Below are 14,953 nucleotides of genomic sequence, written 5' to 3' on the forward strand. Positions count from 1 at the left end.
GTACGGCCTTTACGGCTCACCCGTTTTGTTTACATCCGCGGTTAACCGATAACGAACGGGTTGGCTATTTCCTCTGCGGTCGACAGCCAGACCGCTTTCGTTTGTAGGAACTCTCGGATTCCTTCCAGCCCATTTTCCCGGCCTATACCGCTCTTTTTATAACCGCCGAACGGTGTGGTGTAGGATACATCACGATAGGTGTTAACCCATACACTGCCGGCCTCAAGACGTTCTGACATCAGGATTGCCCGCCGCATATCGGCGGTCCAAACCCCCGCTGCCAGTCCGAATTCACTATCATTCGCAATGGCGATGGCCTCGTCAGGGTCATCGAACGGAATAGCAGCAAGCACCGGACCAAAAACCTCTTCACGCGCTATCCGCATATCGTTGTTAACACCCGCAAAGATTGTGGGTTCAATAAAAAAGCCATCCCGGCACTCGGCTAGATCTGGCCTTTTGCCTCCTAGCAGCAGTTCGGCTCCTTCTCCACGCGCCACATCGATATAACCTAGTACCTTCTCGTATTGCATGGCGTTTGCAATAGGTCCGATCCTCGTATCCGGGTGCGTTGGATCACCGATCCGTGCCGTACGGGTAAATTCGGCCAATTTTTCCAGGAACTGATCGTGAATTTTTCGCTGCAATAGCAAACGAGAACCTGCAATGCAGGTCTGTCCGACCGCACCGAATATACCCCCCACGACGCCTCGCACGGCATTATCGAGATTTGCGTCCTCAAAGATGATATTAGGCGATTTACCCCCAAGCTCTAAACTCACGCGCTTTATGTCTCGGGCCGCAAGCGAATAAAGATGGGCGCCGGTCCGCGTCGAACCCGTAAACCCAACATGGCGGGTAAGCGGATGGGTTACGAGAGGCTCTCCAACCTCTGGTCCATAACCTGTGACCACATTGATCACACCATTTGGAAAGCCAGCCTTGCAGACCAGTTCCATCAATTTGAGCGCCGTTGCTGAGGTATGTTCGGCAGGTTTCATCACGAGCGTGCAACCCGCAGCGAGCGCCGGGGCGGCCTTGAGTGAAAACAAGAATAGAGGGGCGTTCCAGGGCACGATCCCAACACAGACGCCGAGCGGCTCATGGCGCGAGAAACTTAGCGCATTTTTGTCACAGGGATGGACCGCCCCTTCAATCTTATCCGCCAGCCCGGCATAATAGTGGTACCATCGCGGTATGTAGCGGATTTGATGGCGCATTTCGGCCAGTAGTCGGCCATTATCCCGTACTTCGATTTCGGCGAGCTCGTCTGCATGTTCTTCGATCAGTTCGGCAAAGCGCTGAATGATCCGACCTCGTAAACTGGGATGCATAGACCGCCAAGGGCCCTCAGTAAACGCTTTGTGTGCCGCCAGAATTGCGCGATCAGCATCTTCCGCGTTGCCGCGGGGAACCAGTGCCCAGGGCTTTGCGGTAAAGGGATTGACTGTTTCAATATATTCTCCAGATGCCGGGGCAACCCATTCACCATTGATATACATTTGAAGCTTCGGAAGGTCCTCAGTCGACATAATTCCTCCTGATTTACGGTCACACACGCCAGTATAATCACTGATTGACACGCCATCTGACCAAATTCTGCTTTTTACGATATTGTTATATATGGGAAATGATATCAGTATTAATGTCAATAGAAAAAGTTACTCGTTGAAAACGCGAATTTACGCGAATTCGAGCGTGGAAAAAGGCAGGAGAATCCGGAAAAGCGTGAGGCCGAGCAGGCGAGATGCGGGTGAAATGGACCGTCGAACGAAATTTATGTCTTGATTATGATATCATAATAGGAGAAGTCTGATAGTAGTTATGGCGATTTGGTGAGCGTATCTCCGTGAATTCAGACCCGCATCTTTACGAAAAAATTAAAAACGAGATCGATCGGCGCATCGAAAAACAGATATGGCCCGTCAATTTTCAGGTGCCTTCTGAATGTGAACTCGCTGCCGAATTTGACGCTTCGCGACCGACAGTGCGTCGCGCGCTGCGAGAACTCCAGGTCGCAGGTGCAATCATGCGTGTTCCACGTCGGGGTACTTTTGTGCTCGGACCACGGACCCAATGCGCAGTCTTCAATCTCGTCGATATTGGCGAGGAGATCATTGGTTCAGGTGGGGCGCACACCTGCCAAATTCTGGTCCATACGACGCTTGCAGAAGATGACCCGGCGAGAAATTTGCTGCATTTGGCTGCAAAGGAACCAATTTTTTATAGCCGTATTCTGCATCTTGAGGACGGAACGCCTATTCAGCTCGAAGAGCGCTACGTCAACAGCGCGGAAGCTCCCACATACGCAGAACAGGACTTTAGCGTTCGCGGTCCGGACATGTGGCTACAACGCGCCACAGAGATAACCTCAGTTGAAAATACAATACGCGCGATCAGAGCAGATGATGATGTTCGGCAATTATTGCAAATCGATTGCAATCAGCCCTGCCTGCTTCTGGATCGTTCAACATGGCGCGATGGCATTCCAGTCACTCGTAGTCGTTTTATCTATCCTGGTGATCGCTATCGACTGCGTTCTGCTCATGAAGCTCGAACCCATCGATTAGGCCTGATGTCCAGTTTTAGTAGTGTCCGCTAAAATACACAAGGGAACTGTAAATGAGAGATTTTATTAGCCTACTCAAAGAGCGCGGTGAATTGCTCGTCGTCGATCGCGAGATCGATCCGGCCCACGAGCTCGCTGCCGTCACACAGCTTGCGCAAAAGAAATGGGAAAAGCCCGTAATGTTCACAAACGTGAAAGGCACGCGGTTTCCAGTCGTCAGTAATATTTACAGCACACGTGAGAGAATCGCCGAAGTTATAGGTATTGATGCGGGCGATTTTTGCAGACAATGGAGCAGACTCGCATCGTTGGGTGCGTCGGAGATGGCGCATCCATTGCGGCTTGCAGCAGACGAAGAACTACCCGAATATGAAGATGTAAAATTATCGGATTTACCACTGATCACCTATTCGGATCGCGATGGTGCGCCTTACTTCACATCCGCGATGTTTATTGCGCGCGACCCTGAAACGGGAGTGGGCAACCTTTCCTATCACCGGTCCATGTATATTAGTGATAATGAGCTTCGCTGCAGGCTGGCACCTAGACACCACCTCACGATCTATCATGAGAAGGCCGAAAAGCTTGGAAAGCCATTGGAGGCGGCAATGTTGATCGGGACGCCATCTGCGGCATTCCTGACTGCGGCAGCGCCCTTGCCCTACGACGTTGACGAGCTGGAAGTTGCTGCGCGACTGCGTGGAAAGCCTATTCCAATGCGAAAATGCAAACATATTGACTTGGAGGTCCCGGCCGAAACGGAAGTGGTCATTGAAGGGCGCTTTTTGCCAAATGAGCGTCGGCCAGAAGGACCGTTTGGTGAGTTCATGGGATATTATGTTCCGGTGGGGCCAAATGCCGTTTTTGAAGTTCTGGCGGTGACTGTGCGCAAGGACGCCATGTTTCATTCTATCTTATGCGGCTCACCCGAAGAGGTCTTGACGCTTGAACTCTCCGTTTCAGCAAACATCTTCCAGAGACTGAGTGCGGCGTTGCCAGGAATAGTGAATGTCACTTGCCAACCCTTCGTCAATCACGCAATTATTCAGATTGAACCACAGTTCGAGGGGCATGCGCGTCAAGTCATGCTTGCTGCAATTGGCGCTGAGCCGATTTGGTCCAAGCAGATCACAGTCGTGGATAGGGATATCGACATTTACGATATGGATGACGTTCAATGGGCGATCCTGACGCGATGCCGTCCAGACAAGGATATGCTGATCATACCCGAAACACCTTCCTTCTATCGGGATGAGCAAAAGGATCATTGGGGACGCCTGCTTGTTGATGCGACCAAGCCCTGGGGGCGTGAGGCCGAGTTTGAACGTAAGCGGCTGCGTCTTGGGGATAAGGTAAAGGCTAGCGACTGGTTCAAGGGAGCTTAAAATCATGGCCCCGGCTCGCATAATCATTGGTATATCGGGCGCCTCCGGCGCCCTTTACGGAGTAAACGCACTCCGGCTTGCACGCGCATCCGGTGTCGAGACGCATCTAGTGGTCTCACGCGCGGCGCTACTTACGCTTCATCAGGAGATGGGAATTCAAAAATCTGATCTTACTAGTATGGCTGACATCGTGCATTCGGCATCGGATGTGGGTGCATCAATAGCTTCGGGATCATTTAAAACGATGGGCATGCTGATCGCACCATGTTCGGTCAAAACGCTTTCCGAGATTGCAAGCGGAGTGACGTCGACTTTGATGAGCAGAGCCGCCGATGTGATCCTTAAAGAACGACGGCGACTTGTACTTATGCTCAGGGAAACGCCACTTCATCTCGGCCATCTAAAATCAATGACTGCGGTAACCGAGATGGGTGCAATCGTTATGCCACCGGTGCCTGCATTTTATTCACATCCCGCTTCAATCGATGAAATGGTTAATCACTCTGTCGGCCGCGCGCTAGACTTGTTTGACATTGAGACTGGGGTCGTAAAACGGTGGCAAGGATTAAAGGCTCAGACCGATCAATGAAGGTCAACCGGCCGCGACGGGCCATCCGAAACTCATCTACCTAGCATCACCGGATATCACGGGGGATATGATGAAGCACAGTGAAGTCACATCGGGGCTTTGGTCATTCATGATCACGTTCTACACCCTGCCCGGAGCAGCGGAAACATTGCTTTCGTTGCAGGATGAGCATGATGTCGATGTGGTTTTGCTACTGGCGGTGCTCTATGCTGTGTCAACAGGAACCCGTCTCAGAGCTGGAGACATAATGAGCATCGATGCGGAGATAATGCGCTTTAGAGAAACTGCAATTATTCCTCTGCGCACTATTAGAACGCGTTTAAAATTGCTCCCTGAATTCCCAGCCGACAGCTTTGTGGTGGCACTCAGGAAAAAGGTGAAGCGACTGGAGCTGGAAGCTGAAAAAATTGAAGCTTTAGCGATCGCGCAGCTGTTAAAAAAGTACCAAGTTACAGAAGAGCCGATTACCGATCACGGAGTTGATAGTACGATCGCGGCCTTCTTTCAATTCATCGGGTATAGAAGCCCAGGCAACGAAGCTGCTCCGCTTGACGCCACCATGCAACCTTTGAAGAATTATCTAAGGGACATGAACGCACTCTGCGCGCACCGGCCGCTGTGAAAGTTGCTGAAAGCAGCTATTCATTTAGTCGAAAAATTGCCTTTTGGGGGTACGGTTTGCATAGATGCATGTCTTCACCTTGCCGTGAGGATTGAAAAGCTTTTGTATTGCGTATTTTGCAGAATGTTAGCAATTTTGTCCCCAGATTTCAGCTGTTTATGAAATTTGTTTCACAAGTAGAAACGCTTAGTTGCTGAGCGTCCCAAAAAGTATTAGCAAAAAGCTGCGTTTATATTCTTTTGAAAGAGAAAACCACATGAAGCGTCTGATCTTAACTGCGATTTTTACTGGTGTCACTTTAACGGCATCAATGGCTCAGCAGCCGACTCCTGAACAGATGGAAATGGCGTATAACGCTGCGCGAAACCAAGCTGGTGTCCTCAAGTACTGTGAGGAAAAAGGTCATATCGACGGCAGTGCGTCCGAGATTCAAACCAAGTTGCTAGCTCTTGTACCGGCCCCTGCGGACGTTTCAAAAGGTGATGCGGCTGAAGAAGTCGGAAAGCAGGGCAAGGTCGCGGTCATGGGTATGGAACAAGACATCGCCACAGCCGCAAAAGCACAAGGCATTGACGAAGCTAAACTTTGTGAAACAATGGCAAACGCACTTAAGCAGGCCGCAGCGAACCTTCCGCAATAAAACTTCTTCAAGCGCATTTACTTTATCGATATTCTGCAGCCCGTTTAGCCGAAATGCTGTACGGGCTGTAAGCATTTTTGCGCCTGAATCCGCGGCGAACAGGCGACTTTGGTGCTCGCCGCTCGTGACAAAGCGAAGAAGTGGCTCGGTCGGAAAGCCCGTTCGGATCAACTTAAGCTGAAGGCCAAGCCAACAATAGATATTAAAGCGGGACGAGCGGCAAAGCTTTTGCTCATTCGCTACAGCTAACTCACAGTATTAAGTCCGCAAAGGTGGGTAACATAACAAAAATGAATCCGTCGCAAACAATCGATTCATAAAACTCGTTAGACCTGATTGGAGGATTGGTAGATCCTCCGATTATGTCAAATTCAATGAATTTCTGCTTTCGAAAAATCGTTCCAGAAAGAAACATGAAGCGTTATTACTCAATCACGCTCACAAAGACGCTTTTTGACGAGTGGTGCATCGTTTGCATTTGGGGTCGATTGGGGGGTGGCGGTCAAAGCCGCCAATACACCTTCAAATTTGAGCATGAGGCACGCTTCCTACTCGAAAGGCTCGTCAAACGGCGCTACACGCGCCAATATCATCTGGCATGACTGAGTGTTAGTCAAAAGCGCATCCATTGATCTCATCGAGCAACAATTTAGCACGTCCATGAGTGGTGCTTTCTGAATACCCACCCAGTGAGCAATAAAGCGATAATTATCGCTAATGTGACCATTCCGACAGCGCCGTCGGAAGAAGAAAGAAACCATGTGAGCGCAGGGTGGTCACTCGTGGTGGTTTGATCAAACATATACCAGCGATTAGTGTTGCGCCCTCCGCTTCCTGAGCGAACAACTGAGCCGCCAATGAGGGCTGCCAGCCAGGGCCGTATGAGAGCGTTGAGAATGACGCAAAATATTAACGGGAAAATGACAACAAGCTTGTTAAAGGACGGACGCAGCTTCTTCGCCTTTGACCAGACTGAATGTGCGACTGCTGTTAATTGCTGGTGCGATTGCTTCATTTTAACGACCATCGACCTTTAAAGGGATCACACACTCTACAACCTTGCCTGGACCATTGACGCTTCGAACGCTTCCGCCCAGCCGATGGCAATCTGAATAGGGCCACAACGACAAAGGCAATACCGAACCGATCAGCCAACCCGCGAATAGTGGGGCAACCAATAATGAAACTCTCTTGATCATATTGAGATGATAGACCGCGGAAGAACAAGCTGCAGCTATTTTTTTGCTTTCCTGTAATGCTGGTTTTGCTATTTACCAAGCCGTCCCGGCAAAGCCTGTTGGCTCAATTCTCTCTGAGAGTTTGGCTTCTAAAGCCTCCACATTTGCATTTGAGAGGGCGTTGACTTTTGTCAGTATCATTGACTATTGTCAAAACACTTAACGAAAGAGCCTCAATGCCTGTCCGACCGAATGATCAGATCATCCACAAGGCCGCCTGGCTTTATTACACACATGGGCTGCGGCAAGACGAAGTGGCCCAGCGCCTTGAAATATCCCGTGCGTCGATTGCGATGTATCTTCGTAAGGCACGCGATATGGGAATTGTCACGATTTCGACCTCGTCGGAGTTGTTTTCCGACGACGTCCTGGCGCGAGAACTGGAAGATGCGACAGGCCTGACCACCGCTTGGCTCGTGCCAGAAGATCGTCAAGCTATGGATCCAACGGCTGAAATGCCTGTCGTGGCTGCGGCCGTTTTCCTAGAACTCCTCAATAAGGGCGACAGGGTAGGGGTGGCATGGGGCCGAACGGTCTACCACATTGCCGATGTCATGCCTTTCGCGGATCTTAGTGGTGTTACAGTTGTTCAGCTTTGCGGCAATCTCGGCGCACCTTATTCTTACCGCCCTGACCAATGCACCACAGAAATTGCGCGTCGGCTCAATGCGGAAGGTCTGAATTTTTATGCGCCGCTTGTACTTTCATCAGAGCGCTTAGCCGATGAATTGCGAAGTGAACCGGTTATCAAGGAGCAACTCGCGGCAATATCGGATTGTAATCTGGCGCTATTTTCCGTCGGTGGGATCGAAGACGACAGTCATCTCGTCAAATGTGGCGCGCTTTCTGCTGACGACATGCAGGCTATGGGAAAGAAAGGCGCGGCAGGAGTCATCGCCGGCCAGCTGATTGATCAGGATGGTAATCGGCTGGATTGCAATCATAACCGACGCTGCATTTCTGCCGACCTCGACTCCATACGTGCAATTAAAAAGCGCATGCTCGTCGTGCAAGAAGACAACAAATTTGAACCGCTCGTGGCCGCGTTGAAGGGCCGATTTGCCTCGCACTTGGTGATCACGACCTCTATGGCGCGTCGTATTCTGGAACGCTGGAGCAAGGATGGCGTGGACAAAGGTGCCTCAAGGGAGGGTTGAGCTGGCAATCTCTTGGTCCGGGATGCGGTCGGGCCAGTTTATTGAGACGCTAGCCAAGAATGGAAAATCTCTGGTGCGATGGCGAGACGGAAATTTCTCCGAAGATGCAAAAGAAAATGAGTGTTAGCCGCGATCTCGCGCTGCTGTGAAACCAGCGTGGGATTTCCCAACCAAGCGATAGACGATGCGCTGCCTCGCCAGAATGTTGAATTGAACTTCATTGCCGATCCGGCTGCTGCATCGAACAGTGTTGTTGTGCAACGCTTCCAAGCAGACGTTCAATCCCGGCGCTAAGTTCGCTTCCTACGGCGTGCCTGACGCCGCAATGCTCTTTCGCTCAAGTTGGGGGCGGAACAAGATTAGTTCAAAATCGTACGTTTAGGTCAAACGAACAATGCACTTCACGCGGCACGTAGCATTCGGCCGGTGCGCCGCAACGGCCTGAAGCCGTCTGTCATTTGCTGTTCTGCATCCCAAGAATAGATCCCGGTGAGGTTTATGTGTTCCCAACTGAGTGGCGAGACATGTTTCAATAACTCGTCTGGAATATTCCGGCCTTGTTGCCGCAAATGTGCAGTGGCGCGACTAAGATAGACGGTATTCCAGTAAACAATAGCACTGACGACCAGATTGAGGCCGGAGGCCCGGAATGCCTGGCTGTCGTAGGAGCGATCACGGATTTCACCCCGCTCGTGGAAGAAGGCGGCGCGTTTCAGCTTGTGGGCGGCTTCGCCCTTGTTGAGACCAGCCTGACAACGTCGGCGCAGCGCCGAGCTGGAATACCACTCGATCATGAACAGTGTGCGCTCAATACGGCCAAGTTCACGCAAAGCTTTTGCGAGTTCGCTGGATTTCGAGGAAGCAGAGAACCTTTTCAGGATTGTTGATGGCGCAACTGTGCCTGTTGTGATCGATGCGGCCAGACGTAGAAGGTCATCCCAATGTTCGAGAATGAGCGCGGTATTGATCTGTGCGCCGATATGGCTGTCCAGCGCCGGATAGGCGTCGGCTTTCTCGAATGTGTGCAATTTCCGGTCCTTGATGTTTCGAAGTCGCGGCGCAAAACGCTTGCCGATCAGGGCGAAGAGCGCAAAGACATGATCGCTCGCGCCACCGGTATCGGTAAAGTGCTCCTCGATCTCCAGAATCGTGTCGTGATCGAACAGACCATCGAGGACATAGACGGCCTCGCTCTCAGTTGGGCTGATTGGCAATATGCCGAAGTATCCGTACTGATCTGAGAGATGGCTGTAGAATTTCGAGCCCGGCTCACTGCCGTAATGCAGATTGATGTCACCACGTTTTGCAGCCCGGTCGCTGGCACGGAAGAACTGTCCATCGGACGAGGCAGTCGTTCCATCTCCCCAAAGCAGCGAATGCGGATGGGGCGCATGAGCGTCTGTTACACAGGCCTGCGCGGCCCTGTAGGTTTCGGATCGGGCGTGAAAGGTGCGCATCCATCCGATCTGGTGGGCACTGATCCCCTTCGACGCTCCTGCCATGCGTTTTGGTCCCAGATTTATGCCGTCCGCCAGAACGCCGGCGAGCATAGCGGAGATGTTTTGCGGAGCATCTCCCGTCCGGACATGCGTGAACTGGTCGGCAAATCCGGTCCAGTCATGTATTTCCCTGAGAAGGTCGGGCACTTCGATCAGCGGATACATTTCGCTGATTTCGACGTTCAGTTCATCGGCTGCAGCGGGAATATCGCTCGCACGTGGCGTCACGATCAGTGTTCCGGCATCCAGCCTGACGCCATCGAGCTTTCCATTGCGAGCGCGATAAACCAGGCGCTTGAGATTAAAGTCCATCATCTGCCTGACTTCCGCAAGCCATGCAGCACCATCGCCCTGAACTCCAAGACCGAGTTTGCCTTCATCTTTCATGGCGACAAAAGCAGGCTTAGGCATGAGATGTTCGTCAATCGGCCGGAACGATCGTCTACCATCAACCCAGACATCCCCCGAGCGTAGCCGATCGCGCAAATGGGCCAGAGTTGCAATTTCGTAAAGCCGCCGATCCGGCTTTCCGCAATCAAAGATGAGCTTTTTCTCCGACGAACCGAGATGACCGACCGGCACGCGATCAGGCAGAACGCGCTTCCCTTCCGCATAAAGCCCTCTGGCGGCAACGTTTGAAGTCAGCAGAATAGCGTGTTCCTTATTCGTTCGACCTAAACGTACGATTTTGAACTAATCTTGTTACGACCCCTCTTTGTCCGCATAATTTACGAGTTGATGCCAATCTGACATTGTATGCCTCAAGCATATTTCCCCGATATATAATTAATATGCTGGCTAAATATTAGGTATTAATATTTGCAGTGCCATCAAGTATTAATCACGTATTGGTAAGCATGACTTGATCAATAATAGAGGATCTTTACCAGACGCTGACCTAAGTAGTGGGGATATAATTGATGGGCTTCAGAATATTGGCTATGCTGTTTGGTTTGAGCGTGATCGGTACATATGATGCTGTTGCGGATGAGCATTATCCTTGCAAGCCAGCACCGGATATCAATACAGCTTGGTCGAAAATCCAGAGCATGGATAAGACCTATCCTGTGAAACGCTATCTTGGTCCATATACCTTTAACATCCCGTACGGTTATTTCACCGGTCGTCAGACGCCAGAGGAAGTAAATTGCCATCCTAAAGAGAGCAGCCTTGAATTTGCATTCTGGATGCCAGATTTGCGATTCCCAAAAAAAGATATGTGGTACGACGCAAATTTTCGTCCCAAAGAAGAAGGGCAAGCTCCCCCCGGACCACAGGACTATATCGTTAAGGTAATCAGCCTGAAGTATATAGACGAGGCCGCTGGCGAATCTGAAACCCCATCAGTTTGGTTTTCGAACGGTTTACCTTCTGATGAAGTTGTTCGTCTTGAGCGGCAGTATGATCTCCTTCATGTCATTCCTGAAAATCCACGCCTTTCAGAAGCTTATGCTGACCTGTCGAAACGAGATTACAAAATCTCACTGGATTGCACTTCGGTCCGCAGCGGGGCGGATAACCCAAGTTGCAAAACCTATTTGTATCTAACGGATCTGCATCTTGAGGCTTTGCTACTTATACCTGCAGACGCTTTGACTGATTGGAAAAATGTCAAAGACAGCGTTCGCTCATTGGTCGAACAATGGCGGGTCAAGTAATAATATTACGCATTCTCGATTTATTGAATTTTGAGCACGGAGTAGTTTTTATATGTCTGGCGAATTCCAACTCAATCCTGAGCAGCTTAGAAAGCTTAAAGAAATCACGAATGAAGGCACAGGGAACTTTGCGGACGGATATGATTATATGCGCCAGCAAATCCAGTCTCTTTGAAGATCGCCATGATCCGCTTGCCGCCGAGCAGGCGCTCAATATCGTAATCGATGAAATTTGGCATGAAATGTTGGGCTTTGCCGGCGTTGAAACCCACCGTCGTATCCTTGGCCTCGCCCACAATGCGGATTTTGAAACAATCGCCGACCCCGACCGTCGTGCCTCGTGCGAAAGCAAGGCTCTGAAGTTTGGGCGTCATCTCGCCGTCAACCGGCAGCGCATCCATAGCCTGCGGGATATCCGCGAGACGGTGGAACGACTTGAAAAGGAGGTTCTCGCGTGAAAGTTGGGGAACGTCACTACCAGACAATCTGGCTAAATAGGGATGGCCGATCCGTCGACATCATTGATCAGCGGTGGCTGCCACATGAGTTCCGCGTGGTTACGCTCAGGACCGTTGCCGACGTTGCGGTTGCAATCCGGGAAATGTGGGTACGAGGGGCGCCGCTTATCGGGGTTACGGCTGCGTACGGCGTTGCGATCGCTATAGCCGACGATCCGTCGGATACGCATCTTGACGCCATTTGGGAAGAACTCAATGAGACCCGTCCGACCGCAATCAATCTGCGCTGGGCACTCAATGAAATGCGAGAATATCTGCGAACCATTCCAGAGGCGGAACGTGTTGATGCTGCTTATAAGCGCGCTGCAGACATCGCAAAAGAGGATATCGAGCTTAACCGCGCTATCGGCGCAAACGGCCTCGATATCATCCGACAGATCGCTTCAAAGAAAAAGCCTGGTGAAGCTGTAAAAATCCTCACCCACTGCAACGCTGGTTGGCTTGCAACTGTCGATTATGGCACCGCGACCGCGCCAATCTACATGGCGGTTGAGGAGGGAATGCCGGTCGATGTCTATGTTGATGAGACACGACCACGCAACCAGGGGGCTTTTCTGACCGCTTGGGAAATGAACGGACATGGAGTTCCCCACACATTGATCGTTGATAATGCAGGTGGGCACCTTATGCAGCATGGCGATATCGACATGGTCATCGTCGGCACAGACCGTACCACGGCAAACGGCGACGTCTGCAACAAGATAGGGACCTATCTTAAGGCACTCGCAGCACGTGACAACGGCGTGCCTTTCTATGTCGCACTTCCATCGCCGACTATCGATTGGTCGGTACATGACGGCATTAAAGAAATTCCAATTGAGGAGAGGGCCGCAGATGAAGTGAGTTTCGTCCAAGGTCGGGCTGCGGATGGCTCGATTGCAAGTGTCCGCATCTCACCAGAAGGAAGCCCCGCCGCCAATCCTGCCTTTGATGTTACACCCGCCCGCCTCATTACTGGCCTCATCACGGAGCGTGGCATTGCGGCGCCTTCGCCTGAAGGCCTCAAGGCGCTCTTCCCAGAAAGGTGCTGAAAGGATGGTAGCGATAAACCGAGGCCAATCCACGACAGCCAGCCCTCACACTCAGCAATTGGGCTTCTTCCGGCATGGACAGCAGCTTACGGTCATACCAATTTCTTCTGCGGCGTATAGCCTTGTGAAGCGCCATAACTATGAAGGTCACCGATAAACTGCATTCGCTGGGAGGAATTTGTTAGCGGGGCGTTTTCTTGACGTTTCATCTCAAACATCCAGCCCCTCTGGACCGCCGTTTAATGAGATCTGCGCAATGACAACAGCTGATACCGCAGACCGCCGGAATTCGATCATGAATAACTCGCAAAATTCAAGTCTTCCGGCGGTGTTACCCGAGGGTTGTCAGAGATGGATTTGTCAAAATGCACCCCAACCCTGAGCGAAACCTCAATATCGGTATCACCCCGAACGTTTGATGCGACAACCGTATCGGTGCGTACTCCGCGCTTAAAGTTCTAGCTCAGCCGCCTGAAGACATGACGCGGTGGCAATGTTGCCGCAATTCCTCTGTCACAGGAATGGATTGAGCATCCGTGTTCAGCTCAGTGAGAACGACATCTTGTTCGAACTTCGCGAGTTCGATTTCGTCGAGATAGGCTGTGAGATTAACCCTGGCATCCTCAGTAATCGGATCCCAGGAACTTCCGAACTCCTTTTTGCATGCCACTGCATTGACGTAGGTTCTTTCCAGCGCGGCTCTTACATCTGGCTGATTTGCGAGCGCAGTTTGTGTCATGATGCAAATCAGTAAGATGCCTGACATCGTAAGCGTGTTTGTAAAGCTTTCCATTGCACTCCTCAGATAAAATTAAGCTGCAGACCGCCTTAACATGTTATTCAAGGGGCGTTAATCCTCCCCGTGATTTTTGACCCAACCCAATCACATTCTGTAAGAAACGCGTGCTTTCTGTCGTTGATCATCAACAGCATGCGTCTGGAAAACACCTTATCGCTCAAGGAAGTACCACAATACCGTGTGTGATCTTTATGTCCGATGTCAAATCTTCGTAAATGGCAACCTGCGGGAAACCTTAGGCCAAAAGCGCATCGCACCGCAAAACCGCAGTCTTTTTGCTGTCGCTTTTGGTTATGGCATAGAGCCGACCAACATCGCCTTAAGCCAGAAAGAATAGAACCAGACAGTAAACTCGTACGGAGATTTGAATCGGTAACTTCGCAGAACTCGACCGGAAAAGCCAGCCATAGGCAGCTACTCCGCAAGCAGGCGTCTTCTCTTTAATTTGACCCTAGTCACCAAGACAAAAATGACTTTGTCTACTTGGACTTCCAAACTCTGACTATTAAAACTATCAAAAATATGGGCAATTACTCGGGGTCGATAAGCGCTTGCTATTAATATAAAGTCTCAAATCATGTGCGGCCATCGGCATGCTAGGCATAGCTTCAAGATCACGCAGTTACCCAACCGTATCCATTTGCCCCATTTCTAGTATATGGAGAGCACCATGAGTAAATTAGAAGTACATACAGGACCTAATCTCAAGCACCACCAATCTCCGATCGATGTGGCAGTGATTGCCGAGAAAAAATTTTCCATAATTGAGGCATATGATCTATCGCCTGTTATTGAGCGTTATGCAAAAGATTTCCACTTGGACCGAGTTGTTGCTGCCGAGCATTTTATAGAACTGAAGAAGTTTCTATCAATTTGCGCGGCAAGCGATGAGCCAATCGGCATGGCAGGCCCAGTGGATGATGCATGGCATACATTCCTCATGTTCACACAGGAATACCAAGCATTTGGGGGCCAGATCGGGAAGTTCATCCACCATGTACCTGACGTAGATGATGAAGACCGGGAAGCCTCATCAACAGGTTACACATCATTCCTTCAAATTTACGAACTCGCATTTAAAGAATGTCCGCCCCCGTCAATATGGCCTTACCGCCGTACAGGGAATGGTCTTTTTGCCAGTACGTCCTGTGCAGGTTGCGGTTCACAAGGTGGCGGCGGTGCAAGCTGCAGTCACTGCAAATCCTGCAAGAACGATTGATGTCTCTCTGAATTCCGTTGAATGAGTAT

Annotated in this window: 12 protein-coding genes and 2 pseudogenes; 11 read left to right on the top strand and 3 right to left on the bottom strand. The window is 50.8% G+C overall.

Annotation, left to right across the window (positions count from 1 at the left end):
• Positions 1-41 precede the first annotated feature (41 nt).
• Positions 42-1,532 (bottom strand): aldehyde dehydrogenase, encoded by a 1,491-nt coding sequence (locus QSJ70_RS14045; RefSeq protein WP_215780457.1) that lies wholly within the window; start codon positions 1,530-1,532, stop codon positions 42-44.
• A 317-nt stretch (positions 1,533-1,849) separates the two neighbouring features.
• Between QSJ70_RS14045 and hutC the strand changes: the two genes are divergently transcribed.
• The 7 genes from hutC (at position 1,850) to QSJ70_RS14080 (ending at position 8,200) form a co-directional block, all read left to right on the top strand.
• Entirely contained in the window at positions 1,850-2,602 is a 753-nt protein-coding gene (gene hutC / locus QSJ70_RS14050; protein ID WP_215780458.1) for a histidine utilization transcriptional repressor HutC, read from the top strand.
• Positions 2,603-2,622: 20 nt separating this feature from the next.
• Positions 2,623-3,954, top strand: a complete 1,332-nt coding sequence (locus tag QSJ70_RS14055; protein ID WP_215780461.1) for a UbiD family decarboxylase — start codon at positions 2,623-2,625, stop codon at positions 3,952-3,954.
• A 4-nt stretch (positions 3,955-3,958) separates the two neighbouring features.
• A complete protein-coding gene (locus tag QSJ70_RS14060; RefSeq protein WP_215780463.1) occupies positions 3,959-4,543 on the top strand; it encodes a UbiX family flavin prenyltransferase in 585 nt (194 codons plus the stop codon).
• A gap of 67 nt (positions 4,544-4,610) precedes the next feature.
• A complete protein-coding gene (locus QSJ70_RS14065) occupies positions 4,611-5,165 on the top strand; it encodes a TIGR02444 family protein (RefSeq protein ID WP_285537231.1) in 555 nt (184 codons plus the stop codon).
• Between the two features lie 256 nt (positions 5,166-5,421).
• Positions 5,422-5,805, top strand: coding sequence for a pore-forming ESAT-6 family protein (locus tag QSJ70_RS14070; RefSeq protein WP_285537233.1), 384 nt, complete (start codon positions 5,422-5,424; stop codon positions 5,803-5,805).
• A 374-nt stretch (positions 5,806-6,179) separates the two neighbouring features.
• Entirely contained in the window at positions 6,180-6,407 is a 228-nt protein-coding gene (locus tag QSJ70_RS14075) for a WGR domain-containing protein (RefSeq protein WP_256443886.1), read from the top strand.
• Positions 6,408-7,219: 812 nt separating this feature from the next.
• A complete protein-coding gene (locus tag QSJ70_RS14080; protein WP_285537235.1) occupies positions 7,220-8,200 on the top strand; it encodes a sugar-binding transcriptional regulator in 981 nt (326 codons plus the stop codon).
• A 401-nt stretch (positions 8,201-8,601) separates the two neighbouring features.
• Here the strand turns inward: QSJ70_RS14080 and QSJ70_RS14085 are convergent.
• Positions 8,602-10,347, bottom strand: a pseudogene (locus QSJ70_RS14085) (Tn3 family transposase); the annotation flags it as partial.
• A gap of 269 nt (positions 10,348-10,616) precedes the next feature.
• On the opposite strand from QSJ70_RS14085, the gene QSJ70_RS14090 reads away from it, so the two are divergent.
• From QSJ70_RS14090 to mtnA, 3 genes and pseudogenes are all read left to right on the top strand, one after another.
• The gene (locus QSJ70_RS14090) at positions 10,617-11,357 is read left to right on the top strand and encodes a hypothetical protein (RefSeq protein WP_285537237.1); all 741 of its coding nucleotides are present in this window, start codon (positions 10,617-10,619) and stop codon (positions 11,355-11,357) included.
• A gap of 167 nt (positions 11,358-11,524) precedes the next feature.
• Positions 11,525-11,815, top strand: a pseudogene (locus QSJ70_RS14095) (S-methyl-5-thioribose kinase); the annotation flags it as partial.
• A complete protein-coding gene (gene mtnA, locus QSJ70_RS14100) occupies positions 11,812-12,906 on the top strand; it encodes an S-methyl-5-thioribose-1-phosphate isomerase (protein WP_285537239.1) in 1,095 nt (364 codons plus the stop codon). The pseudogene QSJ70_RS14095 and the gene mtnA, both read left to right, overlap by 4 nt.
• Before the next feature lie 463 nt (positions 12,907-13,369).
• On the opposite strand, the gene QSJ70_RS14105 is transcribed toward mtnA, so the two are convergent.
• Positions 13,370-13,699, bottom strand: a complete 330-nt coding sequence (locus QSJ70_RS14105; RefSeq protein WP_285537241.1) for a hypothetical protein — start codon at positions 13,697-13,699, stop codon at positions 13,370-13,372.
• Between the two features lie 676 nt (positions 13,700-14,375).
• Here QSJ70_RS14105 and QSJ70_RS14110 point away from each other — a divergent pair.
• On the top strand, positions 14,376-14,924 hold the full coding sequence (locus QSJ70_RS14110) for a glycine-rich domain-containing protein (protein ID WP_285537243.1): 549 nt from the start codon (positions 14,376-14,378) through the stop codon (positions 14,922-14,924).
• Positions 14,925-14,953 lie beyond the last annotated feature (29 nt).

It is taken from the genome of Brucella sp. NBRC 12950, from assembly GCF_030268145.1.
In the GTDB taxonomy this organism is placed as follows: domain Bacteria; phylum Pseudomonadota; class Alphaproteobacteria; order Rhizobiales; family Rhizobiaceae; genus Brucella.

Coding starts and splice junctions, on each gene's coding strand:
- QSJ70_RS14045 (WP_215780457.1), bottom strand. CDS start 1,532: ATGTCGACTGAGGACCTTCCGAAGCTTCAAATGTATATCAATGGTGAA.
- QSJ70_RS14055 (WP_215780461.1), top strand. CDS start 2,623: ATGAGAGATTTTATTAGCCTACTCAAAGAGCGCGGTGAATTGCTCGTC.
- QSJ70_RS14060 (WP_215780463.1), top strand. CDS start 3,959: ATGGCCCCGGCTCGCATAATCATTGGTATATCGGGCGCCTCCGGCGCC.
- QSJ70_RS14065 (WP_285537231.1), top strand. CDS start 4,611: ATGATGAAGCACAGTGAAGTCACATCGGGGCTTTGGTCATTCATGATC.
- QSJ70_RS14070 (WP_285537233.1), top strand. CDS start 5,422: ATGAAGCGTCTGATCTTAACTGCGATTTTTACTGGTGTCACTTTAACG.
- QSJ70_RS14075 (WP_256443886.1), top strand. CDS start 6,180: ATGAATTTCTGCTTTCGAAAAATCGTTCCAGAAAGAAACATGAAGCGT.
- QSJ70_RS14080 (WP_285537235.1), top strand. CDS start 7,220: ATGCCTGTCCGACCGAATGATCAGATCATCCACAAGGCCGCCTGGCTT.
- QSJ70_RS14105 (WP_285537241.1), bottom strand. CDS start 13,699: ATGGAAAGCTTTACAAACACGCTTACGATGTCAGGCATCTTACTGATT.
- QSJ70_RS14110 (WP_285537243.1), top strand. CDS start 14,376: ATGAGTAAATTAGAAGTACATACAGGACCTAATCTCAAGCACCACCAA.